Source organism: Curtobacterium herbarum (assembly GCF_016907335.1).
GTDB lineage: Bacteria > Actinomycetota > Actinomycetes > Actinomycetales > Microbacteriaceae > Curtobacterium > Curtobacterium herbarum.
The window spans coordinates 3,234,897-3,253,362 of sequence record NZ_JAFBBT010000001.1 but is presented as its reverse complement, the minus strand read 5'-3'; the positions used below and the strand labels follow the sequence as shown (position 1 = coordinate 3,253,362).

Annotated in this window: 16 protein-coding genes and 2 pseudogenes; 9 read left to right on the top strand and 9 right to left on the bottom strand. The window is 72.5% G+C overall.

The window, feature by feature from the left end; all coding sequences use genetic code 11:
* Nucleotides 1–9: 9 nt before the first annotated feature.
* Nucleotides 10–330, bottom strand: coding sequence for a hypothetical protein (locus tag JOD51_RS15485; RefSeq protein ID WP_204610067.1), 321 nt, complete (start codon nucleotides 328–330; stop codon nucleotides 10–12).
* Nucleotides 331–536: 206 nt separating this feature from the next.
* Between JOD51_RS15485 and JOD51_RS15480 the strand changes: the two genes are divergently transcribed.
* Nucleotides 537–1,229, top strand: a complete 693-nt coding sequence (locus tag JOD51_RS15480; RefSeq protein WP_204610066.1) for a TetR/AcrR family transcriptional regulator — start codon at nucleotides 537–539, stop codon at nucleotides 1,227–1,229.
* Nucleotides 1,230–1,264: 35 nt separating this feature from the next.
* Here the strand turns inward: JOD51_RS15480 and JOD51_RS15475 are convergent, their stop codons facing one another.
* Nucleotides 1,265–2,767, bottom strand: a complete 1,503-nt coding sequence (locus JOD51_RS15475) for a threonine/serine exporter family protein (protein WP_204610064.1) — start codon at nucleotides 2,765–2,767, stop codon at nucleotides 1,265–1,267.
* Nucleotides 2,768–2,893: 126 nt separating this feature from the next.
* Nucleotides 2,894–3,334, bottom strand: a complete 441-nt coding sequence (locus tag JOD51_RS15470) for an OsmC family peroxiredoxin (protein ID WP_204610061.1) — start codon at nucleotides 3,332–3,334, stop codon at nucleotides 2,894–2,896.
* Between the two features lie 196 nt (nucleotides 3,335–3,530).
* On the opposite strand from JOD51_RS15470, the pseudogene JOD51_RS15465 reads away from it, so the two are divergent.
* From JOD51_RS15465 to JOD51_RS15445, 5 genes and pseudogenes are all read left to right on the top strand, one after another.
* Nucleotides 3,531–4,574: pseudogene (locus JOD51_RS15465) on the top strand (NAD(P)-dependent alcohol dehydrogenase).
* A 35-nt stretch (nucleotides 4,575–4,609) separates the two neighbouring features.
* Complete coding sequence (locus JOD51_RS15460; protein WP_204610059.1) at nucleotides 4,610–5,569, top strand: GNAT family N-acetyltransferase; 960 nt, start codon at nucleotides 4,610–4,612, stop codon at nucleotides 5,567–5,569.
* Nucleotides 5,570–5,626: 57 nt separating this feature from the next.
* Complete coding sequence (locus tag JOD51_RS15455; RefSeq protein ID WP_204610057.1) at nucleotides 5,627–6,280, top strand: type IV toxin-antitoxin system AbiEi family antitoxin domain-containing protein; 654 nt, start codon at nucleotides 5,627–5,629, stop codon at nucleotides 6,278–6,280.
* Nucleotides 6,273–6,821 (top strand): annotated as a pseudogene (locus JOD51_RS17675) (nucleotidyl transferase AbiEii/AbiGii toxin family protein); the annotation flags it as partial. The gene JOD51_RS15455 and the pseudogene JOD51_RS17675, both read left to right, overlap by 8 nt.
* Nucleotides 6,822–7,068: 247 nt before the next feature.
* Complete coding sequence (locus tag JOD51_RS15445) at nucleotides 7,069–7,470, top strand: VOC family protein (RefSeq protein WP_204610048.1); 402 nt, start codon at nucleotides 7,069–7,071, stop codon at nucleotides 7,468–7,470.
* A gap of 66 nt (nucleotides 7,471–7,536) precedes the next feature.
* Here the strand turns inward: JOD51_RS15445 and JOD51_RS15440 are convergent, their stop codons facing one another.
* The 6 genes from JOD51_RS15440 to JOD51_RS15415 form a co-directional block, all read right to left on the bottom strand.
* Nucleotides 7,537–8,220 carry a GntR family transcriptional regulator gene (locus JOD51_RS15440; protein WP_259558547.1) on the bottom strand — a complete coding sequence of 228 codons (684 nt, stop codon included), beginning with the start codon at nucleotides 8,218–8,220 and terminating at the stop codon, nucleotides 7,537–7,539.
* 35 nt (nucleotides 8,221–8,255) lie between these two features.
* Complete coding sequence (locus tag JOD51_RS15435; protein ID WP_372378237.1) at nucleotides 8,256–9,929, bottom strand: dipeptide ABC transporter ATP-binding protein; 1,674 nt, start codon at nucleotides 9,927–9,929, stop codon at nucleotides 8,256–8,258.
* A complete protein-coding gene (locus tag JOD51_RS15430) occupies nucleotides 9,913–11,739 on the bottom strand; it encodes a gamma-glutamyltransferase family protein (RefSeq protein ID WP_204611316.1) in 1,827 nt (608 codons plus the stop codon). Before JOD51_RS15430 ends, JOD51_RS15435 begins: the two co-directional genes overlap by 17 nt.
* Nucleotides 11,740–11,815: 76 nt before the next feature.
* A complete protein-coding gene (locus JOD51_RS15425) occupies nucleotides 11,816–12,703 on the bottom strand; it encodes an ABC transporter permease (RefSeq protein WP_259558550.1) in 888 nt (295 codons plus the stop codon).
* The gene (locus JOD51_RS15420; RefSeq protein ID WP_204610046.1) at nucleotides 12,700–13,653 is read right to left on the bottom strand and encodes an ABC transporter permease; all 954 of its coding nucleotides are present in this window, start codon (nucleotides 13,651–13,653) and stop codon (nucleotides 12,700–12,702) included. Before JOD51_RS15420 ends, JOD51_RS15425 begins: the two co-directional genes overlap by 4 nt.
* Entirely contained in the window at nucleotides 13,650–15,308 is a 1,659-nt protein-coding gene (locus JOD51_RS15415) for an ABC transporter substrate-binding protein (RefSeq protein WP_204610044.1), read from the bottom strand. The genes JOD51_RS15420 and JOD51_RS15415 overlap by 4 nt, the downstream gene beginning before the upstream one ends.
* Before the next feature lie 331 nt (nucleotides 15,309–15,639).
* Between JOD51_RS15415 and JOD51_RS15410 the strand changes: the two genes are divergently transcribed.
* The 3 genes from JOD51_RS15410 to JOD51_RS15400 all read left to right on the top strand — a co-directional run bounded on the left by JOD51_RS15410 (nucleotide 15,640) and on the right by JOD51_RS15400 (nucleotide 18,412).
* Nucleotides 15,640–16,800, top strand: a complete 1,161-nt coding sequence (locus JOD51_RS15410; RefSeq protein WP_204610042.1) for a peptidoglycan DD-metalloendopeptidase family protein — start codon at nucleotides 15,640–15,642, stop codon at nucleotides 16,798–16,800.
* Nucleotides 16,801–16,842: 42 nt separating this feature from the next.
* Nucleotides 16,843–17,484: a DNA alkylation repair protein gene (locus tag JOD51_RS15405; RefSeq protein ID WP_204610040.1), complete on the top strand. Its 642-nt coding sequence runs from the start codon at nucleotides 16,843–16,845 to the stop codon at nucleotides 17,482–17,484.
* Between the two features lie 79 nt (nucleotides 17,485–17,563).
* On the top strand, nucleotides 17,564–18,412 hold the full coding sequence (locus JOD51_RS15400; RefSeq protein ID WP_204610039.1) for a cytochrome c oxidase assembly protein: 849 nt from the start codon (nucleotides 17,564–17,566) through the stop codon (nucleotides 18,410–18,412).
* Nucleotides 18,413–18,466: the final 54 nt, after the last annotated feature.

The window sequence follows — 18,466 nt, the reverse complement described above, 5'->3', positions numbered from 1 at the left end:
GGCCCGTGGTCAGCGCGTCCCGCAGGTGCGCGCCATCGACTCGAGCAGTTCGCGGGCCGCGAGGGCCGCGGCCAACTCCACCTCGACCGGGTTGATGCCGACGGCCTGCTCGAACTCGCGGCGCCGGGCCTGCAGCGCGACCGGCACCTCGGGTCGTTGCGGCAGGGCCGCGATCGCCGCGGCGGCCGCCTCGAAGGCGCCCTCGGGTCGACCGAGGTGCTCCCACATGGTGCGGACGTCGTGTGCCACCTGTTCCGGGGTGCTCGCGAACTCGAACCCGGCGGAGGCCATGGTCGCCAGGCCCTGGGCGGTGGAGTCGTTCGGGGACATCCCGGCATCGTCACACACCCGGCCGCGGACACGCCCAGGCAGCCACCCCGGCACGTCCGTGCACTTGTCCCCCATGTTGCCGACCCCCGGACCGGGGATGCGCGTCACCCCCGATCTCCGCCAGGATCGACGTGCGGACAGGACGTCCGCATCGCCTGGACGCGACGGCCACGACCTGACCGTGCGTCCCGGACACGGAGGGCACGATGCTCGAGGACACCAGCGCCGACACGATGGCTGCCGCTGCGGCTGCGGCGACCCTGCACCTGCGGATCCGGATCGTGGCGGCCACCGTCGACCTGCTCCGTGACGTCCCCTTCCACGAGGCACGCGCTGAGCACGTCGCCGAGCGGCTCGACATCTCGACGCACGAGCTGCACCAGCACTTCCCGTCGTGGGACGGACTCGTCCTGGCCGCGGTGGACCGGTGGAACGGCGCCCGGATGGACGAGGTCACCCGCGAGGTCGGCGACGGCAGCACGGTCGAGCTCCTCCGGGCGATCGTCGCCTCGAACGCCGACGACCCGGCCCTGATGCGTCTGCTCGTCGCGCTGCTCAGCGTCGCCGGCAACCCCCAGCACGCCATGTCGAGCTACCTGCGGTCCCGCTACCAGCTGTTCTTCTCGCAGGTGCGGCGGGGGCTCGAGCGCGACATCGCGGTCGGCCGTGCCCCGCACACGATGGACCCGCGCCGTGGTGCCGAGCAGCTGATCGCCCTGTACGAGGGACTGCAGCTGCAGGCGCTCCTGCGCAGCGACCTCGACCTGGTGGCGGCCTTCGACCGGGCCGTCGCCCGGCTCGAGCGCGGCTGGATGGAACGGTACGAGGCGACTGCGCAGCGCCGGCTGTCGACCTGGGGCGACGTGTCCTGGTCCGACGACGAGACCTGGTCGGTCTGACGCCCAGCGCGAAGCTCGGCGGCACCGCAGCCGGCTCACCAGCGCGGGACGCTGCCGTTGCCCGGGTCGTAGCCGGAGTCGCGGATGACCGGCAGCGCGGTGGTGTCGCTGTGGACCGAGTGCACCTCGATCCGGCGCCCGCGACGCAGTGCACGCCGGGCCCCGGGGGTCGCGAAGAGCCCACCGAGCACGAGCCCGGCCCCGATCGCGAGCGCCACGGTCACCGCCGACCCGAAGTCCAGCACCGAGCTCGACGACCCGCTCATCACGTTGAGCAGCGCGTTCGACACGGCGACACCGGGCAGCAGCGCACCGCAGAACGCCGGCACCGCGATCGCCGAGACCGCCGTGCGCATCCGGACGGCCGCGTAGGTCGAGAGCGCGCCGAGCAGCACGGCCGCGACGAAGGTGGCGCCGAGCAGCGGCAGGCCGAGCGCCTTGAGCTGCCAGAGCGCCGCACCGGCCGCGGCCGAGAACACCATCGCGACCGGGATCACGCGCGCGCTGGCCTGCTGCACGAAGCAGTTCGCCCCCGCGGACGCCACCGTCAGGGCCAGGGACGCCCAGAGCGGCAGGGTCTGGGTGACGATGCCGGACGGTTCGACCTCGAGCCGGAGCCAGTGCGTCACCGCGATGCCGGCCGGCACCCCGACGACGATCGCCGCGATGAGCATGCCGATCGTGAACGCCCGGGCGACCGCCATCGCCCGGAACCCCGAGATCGCGTCCTGCGCCCAGGTGACCAGTTGCACGTGCGGCAGGAGCAGCACCACCAGGGCGGCCACCATCGTCGCAGCACCCGTCGGGGTGAGCACGCCGGCCCAGATCGCGAGCGTGCCGATCACCGACGCCACCGCCCCCTGCGCACCCGACACGAAGAACTGCGGGTAGCCGCGGCCGGTCAGCCACCGGCCGGAGACGATGATCCCGAGCATCAGGACGAACGCACCGACGCCGGCACGCCAGCCGCCGCCCGCCTGCAGGGCGATCGAGGTCCCGAGGACCGACAGCCCCACGTCGGCGAGCCACATCGGCCACCGCGGGGGCATCCGCAGCACCGCCACGAGTGCGCTGACCGCGCTCGTCATGTCCCGGTCGTCGTGGATGACGTCGTCCACGATCTGGTTCGCCCACGTCAGTCGTCCGAGGTCGGCGCCGTCGGAGCGCGTGCTGCGGACCTTGACGAGCGGCGGGCCCTCGGTCGGCGAGTACTGGATCGTCACGGCGCTGCCGGAGAAGTCGAGGTCGAGCGGTGCGAGGTTCCACTTCGTCGCCACCGCGATCACGGCGGTCTCGACGCTCCGGGTGTCGGCACCGGAGGCGAGCATCACCTCGGCCAGGTCGAGGCAGAAGTCGACGATCTGCCGGGCGGAGTACTGCTCCCGCAGTGAGCGGGTGTCCGGGGCGACGTGCTCGTAGATCGTGCCGCGCAGCCGCGCGCGGATGTCCCGCATGTCGTGCTGGGCGACGCTCCGGGCCTTCGGGCGCGGGCGGGGTGGACGGCCCGGCCGCGGGCCGGGGAGGAGCGGTTCGGCCATCGGACCATTGTGCCTGGCGTCGTCGTGCGCCGCCTGGCACGGGTGGGGACGACGGACGGGAGGCTGCCCACCGGTCCGGTGGGCAGCCTCCCGTAAGTGCGGTGCGCGGTGGTCACCGCGCGGTCGTCACTGCTCGAACGTGGCGTGCAGTTCGATGTCGACGCCGGTGAGCGCCTTGCTGACCGGGCAGGTCGCCTTGGCCTCGTCGGCGGCCTTCAGGAAGGTCGCCTCGTCGATGCCGGTGACCTCGCCGTGCACGGTGAGGACGATGCCGGTGAGCTTGAAGCCGCCGGCCGAGTCCGGGCCGAGCGAGACGTCGGCCTTGACGTCGAGGGACTCGACGGTGCCGCCGGCCTCGCCGAGGACGGCGGAGAACTGCATGGCGTAGCAGGACGAGTGCGCTGCGGCGATGAGCTCCTCGGGGCTGGTGGTGCCGCCGGCCTCGTCAGCGGCGCGCTTCGGGAAGGACACGTCGTAGGTGCCGACCTTCGAGCTGGAGAGTTCGACCTGGCCGGAACCGTCGTCGAGGCCGCCGTTCCAGGCGGTGCGTGCGGTGCGCGTGGGCATGGCCGCTCCTTTCGTTCAGGGGTGCGGGCCGGGTGCGGCCCTCGGCGCCGAGTCAATCGGAGAACGTTCGTTCTCGCAACCGGTTCCCGGGGAAGACGCAGCCTGGTGACCCCGCGGGCTCAGGTGGCGCGCAGGTCGGACTGTCGGTCGGCCGTCACCCCGGTGGTGACTTCGGCGACAGGTGTAGTTTTGCGGCATGCGTGCAGTCGTCTTCGAGCAGTACCAGACCTTCCCCGCCCTGACCGACGTCGAGAAGCCCACCCCCGGCCCGGGCGAAGTGCTCCTCAAGGTGGCCGGCGCCGGTGCCTGCCACTCCGACGTCGCCGTCTACCGCGAGTTCTAGGAGGGCCAGCCCGGCGCGCAGCAGCCCGCGTTCGTCCTGGGCCACGAGAACTCCGGCTGGGTCGAGTCCGTCGGGGAGGGCGTCACCGGGTTCACCGAGGGGGACGCCTACCTGGTCTACGGCCCGGTCGGCTGCGGGCACTGCCGGTACTGCTCCAAGGGGCAGGACACCTACTGCGAGAACGCCGCCACCAATCCGTACATGGGCATCGGCCTGGGGCGCGACGGCGGCATGGCGGAGTACGTGACCGTTCCGGCCCGCAACCTCGTCCCGCTCGGTGACGCCGACCCGATCGCCGCCGCACCCCTCAGCGACGCGGCCCTCACGCCGTACCACGCGATCAAGAACTCCCTGCCGAACCTGGCGGGCGGCGGCAAGTACGCGCTCGTCGTCGGGCTGGGTGGCCTCGGGCAGATCGCCGTCCAGATCCTCACTGCCCTCACCGGAGCCACCGTCATCGCGACGGACATGAAGGAGGACGCGATGGCGCGCGCTGCCGAGCGCGGCGCGATCACCGTCCCCGGGGGCCCCGACCAGGCCGACCGGATCCGCGAGATCACCGGCGGCAAGGGTGTCGATGCGGCGTTCGACTTCGTCGGCGCGACCCCGACCGTCAGGCTCGCGCAGGCGTCGATGGCCGTCGGCGGCCGGTTCACGGTCGTCGGGATCGCCGGCGGCACCACCGAGTGGAACTTCTTCTCGACGCCGTACGAGTCGACCATCACGAACACCTACTGGGGCACGATCGAGGACCTGCACGACGTCGTCGCGATGTACCGCGCGGGTCAGATCGAGCCGGACATCGAGCGGTTCGCCCTCGCCGACGCGCTCGAGGCCTACCGGAAGCTCGAGGCCGGCGAGCTGAGCGGCCGCGCGGTGGTCGTGCCGACGCTCTAGCGTCCGTCGGTCACCGGGCCGTAGGGTCGGGTCCGATGACCGACGCAGCCGTCCTCTCCGCACTCGAGACCTGGTCCCCGGCGCAGCTGCGGGACTGGAACCCGTCCTGGCGTCAGGACCTGGCGGTGTCGGCCGAGCCGGCGCTCGCCCTGGTCGGTGACGCCTCGTGGGGCGCGGCCGTCCGCGATGCCGTGCAACTCCCGGTCGCCGATCCACTGCTGTGGGCGAACCGACGCCTCGAGCTGTCGTCCGGGCACTGGGCGATCACGGGCATCCGGTTCCGCGGGCGGGACGTCGCGAAGCCCTTCGTCGACGTGATCGCCACGGACGTGACTCCGGACGCCGCCGGCATCGCCGAACTCGCCGAGGTCCTCGCCGCCTCCCGGGAGTTCGCCCCGCTGTGTCTCCGCGTGCACCTGCCCGGCGACCACCGGACAGCGCCGGTGTCCGAGGAGTTCACCGCCGTACCGGACCTGCTCGTGGTCGCGGCCCCGGTCTCGCGGGTGGCCGACGGCGCCGCGAGCACCGGTGCGGACGTCGAACTCGTCCGGGCCGAGCCGGCCGGCGCCGCGGTCCGGGTCGCCGACGCCTACGACGGACTGCGGCGGTCGGTGCCGGACCTGGACCAGTGGGCGACCGCCGCCGACCAGGACTCGCTCGCCGACGCGGACGAGGAAGGGCTGCTGTTCGACGTGCTGATCGCCGGGCGTACCGCCGGGGTCGTCGCTGCCACGCGCGACGACGTGGACGGCTTCACCGGCTTCACGGTCGAGGAGATCGTCCTGGACGCCGAGCACCGCGGGCACGGGTACGGGCCGCTCGTCCTGCGGCAGCTCGCTCGTGCGCTGCCGGCCGGCCCCTCGGACGTGCTGCGCGGGCACATCCACCCCGACAACACCCGGTCGCTCCGGAACGCCCTGGCGAGTGGGCGCGAAGTGGTGTCGTCGCTGGTGTGGATCACCCCGACCGGCTACCCGGGCATGCCGACGGTCTGATGGACCGCAGCGCACGCATGAGCAACATTTGTCTTTATTTCTGAATACAATCGTTGCATGGCAGGTGCGGTGACGGGGCGGCTCGCGGAAGTCGCAACACAGCGGTGGGGACTGGTGACCACAGCGCAGGCAGCGGCCGTCGACGTCGGTCGCAACGCGCTGACGCGGCTGACGTCGACGGGCGTCCTGGTGCGGGTCGCGCAGGGTGTGTACCGGATGGCCGGCGCGCCCGAACTCGAGCACGAGGCGATCTACGCCACGTGGCTCGCACTCGGCGGCGCGACTCGGCCAGCTACCGGTGCGGACGTGCCGGCGGTCGTCGCGGCGGGGGTGACGGCCACGGTCCTGCACAACATCGGTGACTTCTCCCTGGAGCAGTCGGACTTCATCGTGCCGACTCGACGTGCCACACGGCTGCCAGCCCGGCTGCGTGTACGGGCGCTGACATCGGCCGAGGTGACCTTCGCAGAGAGCGTGCCGACACTCACTGTCGAGCGCACGATCGCGGACCTCGTCGGACTCTCGACCGATCGGTCACTGGTGGTCGACACCCTCGCGTCGGCGCACGAGCAGGGCAAGTTCAGTCGTCCGCGGCAACTCGCGCAGTACCTCGATCCCCTTGCTCGGGGCTCCGGGTTCCGTGACGGGAGCGAGTTCGCCGCCGACCTGCTCGCTCGCGCGTCGATCGACCGTCCGATCACAGATGCCTGACGCCGCGTACGCCAGTTGGACCGCGATCGCCCAGGCGATCAAGGCCGCCGCAACACGAGCCCGAGCGGAGGGCATCACGAGCCAGGACGTCGCGGCACAGATCGCCCAGGCGCGGCAGGACCGGTTCCTGGCGCGGGTCTTCGCCGACGGTGAGTCGTCGGATTGGCTGCTCAAGGGCGGAGGCGCGATGCTGGCCCGGGTGCCGCACACCCGAGCAACGAAGGACGTCGATCTGGCCGCGCGGATCGGGCACCTCGACGAGGCGCAACGAGCCCTCGAGCGTGCCGTAGGACGGCAACTCGACGACCACCTCCGCTTCGATCTCATCGGCGTCCGTCACACCGGCCGTGGTGAGAACCAGCCCGGCGTGCAGACCCGCAGGCTGTTGTTCTCGTGCCTCGATGCACAGACGGGTCGGAAGGTAGGTGAAGTCCCGGCTGACGTCGTCGTCGGGCCAGCGCCGGTCGGCACGGTCGAGACGGTGACACCGGTCAACCGACTCGCGCTGCCACGCAGCCTCCCGGCGCCGCAGTACCGGCTGTTCCCCGTCGCCGACCAGGTCGCGGAGAAGGTGTGCGCCACACTGCAGCCGCAACGCCGTCCGCCGGCGGCATCACGGACGTCCGTGATGCCGAACGGTTCGTGCGATCCCTCATCGAACCGGCCCTCGACGGTGACGGTGGAACGACCTGGGTCCCGGGACGGGGTTGGCTCGCGGCAGATGAGGTCCCACCCCCGGTCCTGCCAGGACCTTGACGGGGGACCTCGGCAGCAGGAGTCTTGCGCGCATGACCCTCTTCATCAGCTGTCCGGTCGCGAGCGTCGAGCGTGCGACCGCGTTCTACACGGCGCTCGGCTGGACGCAGAACGCCGAGATGTCCGGCGACGCCGTGTCCTGCTTTGCGATCGCCCTCGAGCAGTACGTCATGCTCGCCAGTCGGGAGATGTACGCCAGCGTCGGCGGCACCGAGGACCTCATCGGTGGCCCGGACACCCCCTCGAAGACGACGGTGTCGTTCGACCTCCCCAGCCAGGAGGCCGTGGACGAGCTCGTCGACCGCGCGGCCGCGGCGGGCGGCACGATCGGCGACACCGACGACTACCCGTTCATGTACCAGCGCCAGTTCGACGACCCGGACGGGTACCACTGGTCGCCGTTCTGGATGAAGTCCGTCGCCGCGACCGCCTGACGGCCAGCGCCTCCGGGAGTCAGCCGACGCGCTCGGTGCAGGCGGACGGCACCCTGGTGCAGTCCGTCAACCGCGAGGCCACTGCGCGCGGTCCGGGGTCCGTGCCGCGTACCCGACGCGGCTCTGCTGGACGTGCGCTGCCATGCGCGCGACCGCCGTCTCGACGTCCCCGGCGTCGATCGCGGACAGGATCCGTCGGTGCTCGGGCCAGAGCCGGGCGCCGCGGGAGAACGTGTCCATCGCGTAGAGCCACTCGATCTTCCGCGAGAGCTGTCGCAGCAGCGTGGCGAGCGTGGTGCTGCCGGAGAGCGCGGCGACGAGCAGGTGGAAGCGCTCGTTGAGGTCGACGAGCAGCTCGAGTTCGTCGTGTTCCACGGCGGCGTCCCCGGCGTCGAGGACCTCGCCGAGCTCCCGACGCACCCGCCACCAGTCCTCGGGCAGGGCGTCGCCGTCGAACAGCGTCCGGGCACGGGTCGCCGCACGCCTGGCGGTGGCGACCTCGAGCGACTCACGCACCGCGAACAGGTCGTCGGCCTCGTCGAAGGGGATCGCCGCGATGCGCGAGCCCACGTTCGGCTGCGACACGACGAAGCCCTCGCCCTCGAGCCCGCGGAGCGCCTCGCGCACGGGCACCCGGGAGACGCCGTAGCGCTCCGCCAGGAACGCCTCGGTCACCCGGGTGCCGGGCAGCAGGTCACCCGCGACGATGTCGCGGCGGATCGCGTCGAGGACACCGGCACCGTTCAGCACGGGGCCAAGCGTCCCACAACCGGCCGGGACGCTCGTCACACCGCGCTCTCCGCGAGGGAGCGGCCCGGGATCGCGTCGAGCAGGTCCTTCGTGTACTGCTGCTGCGGGTCGTCGAACACCGCCGCGACCGAGCCCCGCTCGACGACCTGTCCGCGCCGCATCACCACGACGTCGTCCGCGATCCGCCGGACCACCCCGAGGTCGTGCGTGATGAACAGGTAGCTCAAGCCGAGTCGGTCCTGCAGGTCGTCGAGCAGGGCGAGGATCTGCTCCTGTACGAGCACGTCGAGCGCGGACACCGCCTCGTCGAGGATGAGCAGCTCCGGTTCGAGCGCCAGCGCCCGGGCGATCGCGACGCGCTGTCGCTGGCCGCCGGAGAGCTCGTTCGGCCGCAGCTGGGCGACGGCCCGGGGCAGGGCGACCTGGTCGAGCAGGGTCGCCACCCGCTCGGTGCGCGCGGCCCGGTCGCCGATGCCGAACACCCGGAGCGGTTCGTCGATGACCCGCTCGATGGTGGACGTCGGGTCGAGCGACCCGTACGGGTCCTGGAACACCGGCTGGACCCGTCGCCGGACGCCCCGCCGCTCGGCCCCGCGGGCACTGCCGATCGAGAGCCCGTCGACCAGGGCACTGCCGGACGTCGGTGCCTCGAGCCCGAGCACGATGCGTGCGACGGTCGTCTTCCCCGAGCCGGACTCCCCGACGACGGCGGTGGTGGTCCCGCGGCGGACCGCGAACGACACCCCGTCCGCCGCCCGGAGCGTGCCGGCACCACGACCGCGGATCCGGTACTCCTTGACCAGGTCCGACACGACGAGGATCGGCTCACCGGTGACGGTCGGCTCGGGCGGCAGCCCGGACAGTGCCGGTGCGGCCGCGATGAGCCGCTTCGTGTACTCGTGCTGCGGGTTCCGCAGGATGTCGCCCGGCGCGCCCTGCTCGACGACCTCGCCGTCGAGCATGACGACCACCCGGTCGGTCCGGTCCGCCGCGACCCCGAGGTCGTGCGTGACGAACAGCAGCGTCGTGCCGTGCTGGTCGACGAGCGTCTGCAGGTGGTCGAGGATCTGCCGCTGCACCGTCACGTCGAGTGCACTCGTCGGCTCGTCCGCGATGAGCAGCTCCGGCTGGCGGGCCAGCGCGACCGCGATGAGGATGCGCTGCCGCATGCCCCCGGAGAACTCGTGTGGGAACTGGTCCGCACGCCGGCTCGCCTCCGGGATCCCGGCCTCGGTCATCAGCGCCACGACGCGCTCGCGGATCGTGGCCCGCCCGCGCATCCCGCCGGCGCGGAGCGTGTCCGCGATCTGCGCCCCGACGCGCATCGACGGGTTGAGGTTCGTCGACGGGTCCTGCGGCACGAGCCCGATCCGGCCGCCGCGAACCCGCCGCATCGCGGACTCGTCGGCCCCGGTCACGTCGAGGTCCCCGAGCCGGATCGACCCGCCCGTGACGTGCCCGGCGCCCGGCAGCAGCCGCAGCACCGCCGCGATGAGCGTCGACTTGCCGGAACCGGACTGGCCGACGATCGCGACGCGCTCGCCGCGGCGGACGTCGAGGTCGACGCCGTGCAGCACCTCGGTGCCGCCGAACGCGACCCGCAGGTCGCGCACGGAGAGCAGGGGGTCACCGGGGGCGGCCGGGAGGCTCGGCTCGCGTCCGTCGGTCGTCGTCCGGTCGGTCATCGGTGCGTCAGCGTCCCGTGGCATGTCCCTGGGCTCCTCTCGGGTTGGCGGCGGCGCCGAGGACGCCGGTTGCGGGGTCCCGCGTCACGCAGGACAGTCGGCCGAGCGACCAGTCGCCGGCGCGGGTGACGACGTGGCCGAGCGCCTCGAGGCCGGCGATCACCTCGTCGCCGAGGCGGTCCTCGACCACCAGGCCACCGGGCGTCCAGGTCCGGGGCCAGAACGAGCCCGGGAACGACGTGGTGTGCAGCGCGGGAGCGTCGATGGCCTGCTGGGGTGTGTACCCGCCGACGATCGTCCGGAGCAGGAACAGCAGCTGCCACTGGTCCTGTTGGTCGCCACCCGGGGAGCCGAGCGCCATGACGGGTGCGCCGTCGCGGAGCACCAGGGTCGGCGTGAGCGTCGTCCGCGGGCGCTGGCCGGGGCGCAGCGTCGACGCGGTGCCCTCCTCGAGCCAGACCATCTGCAGGCGGGTGCCGAGGCAGAAGCCGAGCTCCGGGACCGTCGGCGAGGACTGCAGCCAACCGCCGGACGGGGTGGCGCTGACGATGTTGCCCCAGCGGTCGACGACATCGATGTGGACCGTGTCGCCCCGGGTCTCACCGGTCGCCATCACGATCGGCTCGCCGCGGTCCTCGGTCAGGGCGTCGTCCTCCGCGGGGGCCGCGACCGCGGTCCCACGTGCGCCGGGCACGGTCGGCTCCCCGACGCCGGCGACGGGTTCGCCCCTCGGTGTGTACGTCTCGCGGAGCGGCGGGAGCGCCCCGGCGGCGACGGACACCGACCCCGGACGGAGCTCGTGCGAGGCGCGCTCGCCGATGAGGGCGCGGCGCTCGTCCGAGTACGCGTCGGAGAGCAGCTCGGCCATCGGGACGACGCCGTCGCCGTAGTACGCCTCGCGGTCGGCGAGGGCGAGCTTCTGCGCCTCGACGATCGTGTGCGCACCGGCGACGGTGGACGGGTCGAGCAAGGCGTCGTCGAGCGGGTCGAGCAGCCGCAGCGTCTGGAGCAGCGCCGGCCCCTGCCCCCACGGCCCGGTCTTCGCGATCGTGCAGCCGCGGAACTCGGCCGTCGTCGCCGGTTCGTACGAGGCCCGGAACGCGGCCAGGTCCTCGGCCCGGATGACCCCGGCGTGGTCGGTCCCCGAGGCGTGGCGGTGCGGGGTCCGCACGAAGCGGTCGATCGCCTCGGCGACGAACCCGGTCGCCCAGGCGTCCCGGGCGGCGTCGATGCGGGCGACGCGGCCGTCGGCGGCCGCCCCGTCGTGCACGGAGCCGGCGTCGACGAGCCGCTCGAGCACGGAAGCCCACGTCTCGTTCCGGACGACGTCCCCGGCGACCGGCACCGAGCCTCCCGGCATCCAGCGGTCGGCGGAGGACGGCCAGTGGTCGCGGAACAGGCTCTGCACCGTCGCGATCGTCGCGGCCACGCGCGGCGCGATCGGGTGCCCGTCGCGGGCGTAGCCGACGGCCGGCGCGAGGACGTCGACGAGTTCCCAGGTGCCGTGGTCGCGGAGCAGCAGGAGCCAGGCGTCGACGGCTCCCGGGACGGCCGCGGCGAGCGCGCCCGCGCCGGGGACCAGGTCGAGGCCCTCGGCACGGAAGTGCTCCGGCGTCGCGCCGGCCGGAGCCGGCCCCTGCCCCATGAGGACCCGGGGCGTCGGGTCGTCCGCGGTGGCGAAGATCCCGGTCATGTCGCCACCGGGGCCGTTCAGGTGCGGTTCCACGACGTGCAGGACGAACGCGCCGGCGACGGCGGCGTCGAAGGCGTTGCCACCGCGCTCGAGGACGGACTGCGCGGTGGCGGTCGCGATCCAGTGCGTGGACGCGGCCATGCCGAACGTGCCCAGCAGGTCCGGCCGGGTGGTCTCGACACTCGGTTCGACGAAGGCGGGGTTGGTGCTCACGGTGTCACTTCCGGTCGGAGGCGGTGGGGTCGAGGGCGTCGCGCAGGGCGTCCCCGAACAGGTTGAAGCCGAGGCAGATGACGGCGATCGCGACCCCCGGCACCACGGCGGCCCACGGCGCCTGCCCGAGGTACTGCTGGGCGTCCGAGAGCATGATGCCGAGGCTGGGCGTGGGCGGCTGGATGCCGAGTCCGAGGAAGGACAGCAGCGCCTCGCCGATCACGGCGACCGGCATGATCACCGTCGCCTGCACGATGATCGCCGACACGCAGTTCGGCAGCACGTGCTGGGCGATGATGCGGGCGCCGCCGGCGTCGAGGGTCTTCGCGCTCGTGACGAAGTCGGCGCTCGTGATGCGGAGCGTCTCACCGCGGACGATGCGGATCATCGCCGGGACGTGCGAGACGCCGATCGCGATGACCGCGTTCGTCAGGCTCGGGCCGCTGATGGCGGCGAGGCCGACCGCGATGATGAGGAACGGGAACGCGAGTGCCACGTCGGTCAGGCGGGAGATGATCGCGTCGAGCCACTTCCAGTACCCGGCGAGCAGGCCGAGCGGCGTGCCGACGACGACGGACACCAGGACGGACAGCGCGCCGACGATCAGCGAGACCTGCACGCCGTAGAGGGTGCGGGACAGGATGTCGCGCCCCAGGTCGTCGGTGCCCAGGCCGAACCCGACCGTGAACGGCACCTGGAACGGCAGGTCGAAGTGCGTCTCGGTGGGGTCGTGCGGGGCGACGAGCGGCGCGGTGAGCGCTGCGAGGACGACGACCGCGAGCATGACGCCCCCGGTCATGCCGAGGCGGTTCGATCGGACCTGCCGCCAGACACGGCCGCGGCTGGAGCCGAGGTCGAACGCGGCGGCTTCGGTCGGGGTGAGCGTGGTCACTTGGTCCCTCCCACGCGGATCTTCGGGTTGATGACGGAGTAGAGCACGTCGACGGCGAAGTTGATGAGCACGTAGCCGAGCGTGATGACGAGGACGACGGCCTGGATCACCGGGTAGTCCCGGGTGAACACCGAGTCGAGCGTGAGCTTCCCGAAGCCGGGCAGCGCGAAGATGCGTTCGGTGACGACGGCGCCCGAGATGAGCCCGCCGAGCTGCAGCCCGACGATGGTGACGACCACGATCATCGAGTTCCGCAGCCCGTACCGGAACAGCACCCGACCGCGGGAGAGGCCCTTGGCCCTGGCGGTCCGGACGAAGTCGGTCTTCATCGTCTCGATCATCGACGCCCGTGTCTGCCGCATGATCACGGCCGCCAGGGACGTGCCGAGGATCAGCGCCGGGAGCGTCAGGTGGTAGAGCGCGCTCAGCGGGTTCGTCGTCATCGGGACGTAGCCCGAGGCGGGGAACCACCCGAGGCCGGCCGCGAGCCACACGATCGCCAGGATCCCGAGCCAGAAGTTCGGCACCGACAGCCCGACGAGCGCCGCGGCGTTCGCGATCCACTCCGGCCACCCGCCCCGGTACCGCTCGGCGAGGGTGCCGAGGGCGACGCCGACCAGCACCGCGACGACGATCGCGTAGAGCGCCAGCCACAGCGTGACCGGGAGCGTCGCGCCGAGGAGCTCGGTGACGGGGGTGCCGGTGCGGGTCGAGCGGCCGAGGTCGCCCTGCAGCGCGTTGACGACGAACCGCCAGTACTGCACGACGATCGAGTCGTCGAGGCCGAGCGAGGCCCGGACCGCGGCGAGGCGGGCGGGGCTCGCCTCCTCCCCGGCGAGTGCGAGCGCCGGGTCGCCCGGCAGCTGCCGGACGCCGACGAACACCACGATCGACGCGAGCACGAGGGTGAGCGCCGCCTGCCACAGGCGGGTCGTCACGTAGCGGATCACTTCTCGGTCCCTTCCACGAACGCGGCCTGGCTGAGCCGGACCACGCCGTCCGCGTACGTCGAGACGCCCGCGACGTCGTTCCGGAGACCGGTGATGCTGCGGGTCCGGTAGAGGTAGATGATCGGGTCGTCGCGCTGCACGAGCTCGGTCATCTGCCCGTACAGGTCGGCGCGCTCCTTGGCGTCGGTCGCCTGCGCGGCGCGGTCGATCAGGTCGTCGACGTCGGGGTCGCTGTAGCCGGCGTAGTTGTTGCCGCCGCCGGTCGCCAGGAACCCGCCGATGTTGCCGTGCGGGTCCACGCGGCCCGACCAGCCGAGCTGCAGCGCCTGGAAGTCGCCACGGGTCTGGTCGTCGAGCAGCGTCGTGTACTCCACCGGGGTGATCGTGATCGCGAAGCCACCGGCACGGGCCTGCGCCTGCAGGGCCTGGGCGAACCGGACCGTGTCGGGGGTGTTCGTCACCTCCATCTCGATCGGGAACGGCTGCTGCACGCCGGCCTTCCGCAGGATCTCCTTCGCGGCGTCCGGGTCGTAGGCGGGGCAGGCCTTGCTGGCGTCGCTCGCGAAGATGCTCGTGTCCGGCACCGGGGAGCACGCGACGTCCGCCCAGCCGTGGAACACGCTCTGCACGAGCTCGGCGCGGTTGATCGACATGGACAGTGCTCGCCGGACGTCCGCACGCTTCGCCAGCGGGGTGTCGATCTGCCGCGGCTCCGTGCCGACGCCGTCCTGGTTGCCGATGTTCACCGTGATGCCCTGGTACCCGAGCGACCCGGTGCGCAGGACGGTCAGGTCCTTCCGCTTCCGCAGGTCGTCGACGTCCTGGGTGGAGATCGTGTCCGCGACCTGTACGTCCCCGGACTTCAGGTTCGCCGCGCGGATGCTGGCGTCGGTGATGATCCGGTACGTGATCGTGTCGAAGTGGGCGCTCGCCGGGTCGTAGTACTCCGGGTCCTTCTCGACCTGGATCGAGGTCTGCGGCACGCGCTTGACGAACTTGTACGGCCCGACGCACACCGGAGCGTCCCCGAACCCCTCGCCCTCCCGCTCGAGCGCCGTCGGCGACATCACCATGCCGGCACGGTCCGCGAGCGCCGCGGTGATCGGTGCGAACGGGGTGTCGTAGTGCAGCCGCACGGTGTGGTCGTCGACCGCCGTGACGTCGGACACCGGCCCCATCTCGCTCTTCCGGCTGGAGTCGGCCTTGGTGAGGTTCCGCTCGAGCGTCGTCACCACGGCCGCCGCGTCGAACGGGGTGCCGTCGGCGAACCGGACGCCGGTCTTGACGGGGAACGTGACCGTCTTCCCGCCGTCGGACACCGTGGGCAGCGCCGTCGCGAGCATCGGGACGATCGCGCCCTCGTCGTCGATGTCGTACAGCTTCTGGCACATCGTCTCCATGACGTACCGGGTGTACAGCGACGACGAGGTCGTGGGGTCGAGACGGTCCGGCTCCGCGGAGAGGGCCATCACGAGGTCACCGCCCTCGCGGACCTGGCGGTCGCCGATCGGTGCGGTGGTGACGGTGCCGGCGGTCGTGCCGCCGGCCTTCGAGCGTTGGACGGGCACGCACGCGGTCAGGGCGAGCGTGGCGGCGATGACGACCGCCGGCAGGGCGATGAGGGTGCGGCGGCGACGGGGACTGATCGGGGACATGGGGTTCCTGATGCGGTGTGTGGCGTGGCGTTCCTCGTGGGATCGCGCTCAGGAGCGGGCTTGATTGCATACAATCACGGATGCCAGCCACTGCGTGTACACAATCTGTTTCGATCGTGTAAACCATCGCGGCAGGACGAACGCCCCCGAGACGGCCGCGTCGGGAGCAGACGGACGTCCGCCGCGCACGTCCCCGGTCCGGGGGCTAGCCGGGGACGGTTCCGGCTGCGACCCTTGACCGTCGGTGTGTGCAGGGACGCGCCGCACAGGACACGCACCGCGCTGGCGCTCGGCGCCCGCGGTGGGCCCACCACGAGCAGGGACGACCACCATGATCAGGGCACGAGCACGCTTCGCCGCGGCCGTCACCGCCGTCGCGATCGCGGCCGCGGGACTCGTCGCGGTCGCCGCGCCGGCGCACGCAGCGACCACCTACACCCGGACCGCCCCGGCGGGCACCTGGCTGCGGGACGGTGACCAGGTGACCTCACCGAACGGGCAGTTCCGCCTGGTGATGCAGGCCGACGGCAACCTCGTCGAGTACGGCATCGGCAACGTCGTGCTCTGGGCGTCGAACACCGCGAACCAGTACGGTGCCGCCGCGGTCGTGCAGAAGGAGGGGCCGCTGTCGATCATCAAGAACGGCAAGCTGCTGGCGCAGTGGGGCCCGACGAGCTCCCCGACGAAGGGGCTGCGCGTCGGCGTCGACGGCACCCTCACCCTGCTGAACACGTCGAACGCGACCACGTGGAAGCTGCAGACGTTCCAGAACCGGGTGCCCGCCGGGACGACGATCCTGCCCGGCACCGTGCTGCGCTCCGGGGCCGGTCGCCACCAGACGTTCACGATGCAGGCCGACGGCAACCTCGTGCAGTACGTCAACAGCACCGCGCCCTGGTCGTCCGGCACCTTCCGGCACCCCGGCGCGACCGCTGCGGTGCAGGCCGACGGCAACCTCGTCGTGTACCCGAAGGGTGGCGGCAAGGCGCTCTGGGCCTCGAACACGTCCAACAAGGGCGGCGGGGCGTTGCTCGTCCAGCTCGACAGCAACGTCGTCCTCTACGGCAAGGCGGACACCCGCTCCTGGTCGACGAGGAAGGTCACCGGACTGCAGTGGCCGGTCGCCGGCACGACGATCACCGGACGCTACGGCGACGACCGCGGCGCCGGACACGTGCCCCGCTACCACCAGGGCACCGACGCGCCGGTGAAGGTCGGCACGCCGGTCTACGCCTCGGGGACCGGGCGGGTGACGACGGTGGTGCGCAACCACGCCAGCTACGGCAACTACGTCGTCGTGACCTACGGCCTGACCACGGTGTTGACGGCACACATGAGCTCGATCGCGGTGAAGAAAGACCAGGTTGTCTCGCTGGGCACGCAGCTCGGCAAGTCGGGGAACACCGGGCAGTCGACGGGTCCGCACGTGCACGTCGAGACGCGGGTCAACGGCACGCTCAAGGACCCGCTGACGATCCTCGCGTTCCGCTGACGCCGGACGGTCTCGCCGTGCCCCGGCCGTAGGGTGGTGGCGATGTCACGCTCCACCGCCGAGGACGTCCTCGTCGCGTTCGCCCGGACGCCGGGCGACGTCGGTGCCGCACGCCGGGTCGCCCGACGCTTCGCCGACCTGGACCCGGGGGAGCGGTCGGCGCTGCTCTGGAGCGAGGACCCCGGCGGCCGACTCGTCGCCGTGGTGCTGCTCCTGCAGGCAGCGCGCGAGCTGCAGGCGGCACACCACAGCCCCGACCCCGACCTGACCGACGAGTACCTGTCGGCGCTCCGGGCCGAGCGGATCGACGACCCGGCGCTGGTCGACCTGGCCGCCGAGGACCTGGTCGGTGCCCCGCTGCTCGGCGGCTCGACGGGCCCGCTGTTCGCGCTCGCGAAGTCCGACGTGGCACTCGTCCGGCGGGCCGCGGTCGTGGCGACGCTGGCGTTCGCGAAGCAGGGCGACGCCGAGGTCCCGCTCGCCGTCGTCGGCCGGCTCGTCCGGGAGCGCGGGGACGTCGTGCAGTCCGCCCTCGGCTGGGTGCTGCGCGAGACCGGCAAGCGGGCGTCCGAGGCGGAGCTGATCGGGTTCCTCGAGCGCCAGGGCCGGTTCCTCGGCCGTCCGGCGCTCGAGACCGCCACCGAGCACCTACCGGCGGTGGAACGGGACCGATTGCGCGGCTGACCAGTCGTCGCACCCGGTGGCACCGAACACCGCGCGCCGGTCTCCGACAGGATGGTCGGAACACGACAGGAGCTCATCGGTGCACTCTCACGGCGGCACGCTCGGGACCTTCACCCTCATCGCCCTCACCGTGGCGGGCGCGGTGTACATCGCCGGCACCGCCGGACAGCGGCGTCGTGGGCACACCGCCTGGCCCCTGGCCCGCACGGTCTCCTGGATCGCCGGCCTGCTCGCCGTCGCCGCGGTCCTGGTCGGTCCGCTCGGCCACGCCGGCGGTCACGACCTCACCACCCACGTCCTCGGGCACGTCGTCATCGGCATGGTCGCCCCGGTGCTGCTCGTCCTCGGCTCGCCCGTGACGCTCGCCCGCCGCACGCTCGAACCCGTCCCGCTGCAGCGCCTCGGTCGCCTGGGCCGCAACCCGCTGACCCGGGCACTCGCGTTCCCGGTGGTCGCCGCGGTCCTCGCCGTGGGTGGGTCCTGGCTGCTCTACACCGGCACCACCGCGGCCGACTCGACCCGCGACCCGGCGCTGCACTCGGTCGTGATGATCGGGTTCCTGCTCGCCGGGCTGCTCCTGACCGCGGGGGTGGTCGGCGTCTCGGCCGGCATCCGTCGCAGCCCGCGGTGGCTCCGGGTGAGCGTCGCGGTGCTGTCGACCGCCGTCCTCTGCGTCGAGGCCGCGCTGATGGACACCGCCGGGGTGCCCGGCATCCCCGCCGACCAGGTCCGGTCCGCCTCGGCAGCCCTGTGGATCGGCGCGGTGCTGTACGCGGTCGCGCTCGGTGTCGTGGTCGCCGGCGAACGGGGTCGCGACGAACGGGCAGCACGGGACGAACGGGCCGCCCGCGACGTCCAGACGGCAGGTCCCGCCCGGGAGGCCCGCCCCACGCCCGACACGCCCGTCGCCTCCGACCCGGCACGCTGAACCGCGCCCCGGCGCGTCCGGTGCGCCGTCGGTCGGTGCGCAGCGCGCACCGAC

Coding starts and splice junctions, on each gene's coding strand:
- JOD51_RS15485 (WP_204610067.1), bottom strand. CDS start 330: ATGTCCCCGAACGACTCCACCGCCCAGGGCCTGGCGACCATGGCCTCC.
- JOD51_RS15480 (WP_204610066.1), top strand. CDS start 537: ATGCTCGAGGACACCAGCGCCGACACGATGGCTGCCGCTGCGGCTGCG.
- JOD51_RS15475 (WP_204610064.1), bottom strand. CDS start 2,767: ATGGCCGAACCGCTCCTCCCCGGCCCGCGGCCGGGCCGTCCACCCCGC.
- JOD51_RS15470 (WP_204610061.1), bottom strand. CDS start 3,334: ATGCCCACGCGCACCGCACGCACCGCCTGGAACGGCGGCCTCGACGAC.
- JOD51_RS15460 (WP_204610059.1), top strand. CDS start 4,610: ATGACCGACGCAGCCGTCCTCTCCGCACTCGAGACCTGGTCCCCGGCG.
- JOD51_RS15455 (WP_204610057.1), top strand. CDS start 5,627: ATGGCAGGTGCGGTGACGGGGCGGCTCGCGGAAGTCGCAACACAGCGG.
- JOD51_RS15445 (WP_204610048.1), top strand. CDS start 7,069: ATGACCCTCTTCATCAGCTGTCCGGTCGCGAGCGTCGAGCGTGCGACC.
- JOD51_RS15435 (WP_372378237.1), bottom strand. CDS start 9,929: ATGCCACGGGACGCTGACGCACCGATGACCGACCGGACGACGACCGAC.
- JOD51_RS15430 (WP_204611316.1), bottom strand. CDS start 11,739: ATGGCCGCGTCCACGCACTGGATCGCGACCGCCACCGCGCAGTCCGTC.
- JOD51_RS15415 (WP_204610044.1), bottom strand. CDS start 15,308: ATGTCCCCGATCAGTCCCCGTCGCCGCCGCACCCTCATCGCCCTGCCG.
- JOD51_RS15410 (WP_204610042.1), top strand. CDS start 15,640: ATGATCAGGGCACGAGCACGCTTCGCCGCGGCCGTCACCGCCGTCGCG.
- JOD51_RS15405 (WP_204610040.1), top strand. CDS start 16,843: ATGTCACGCTCCACCGCCGAGGACGTCCTCGTCGCGTTCGCCCGGACG.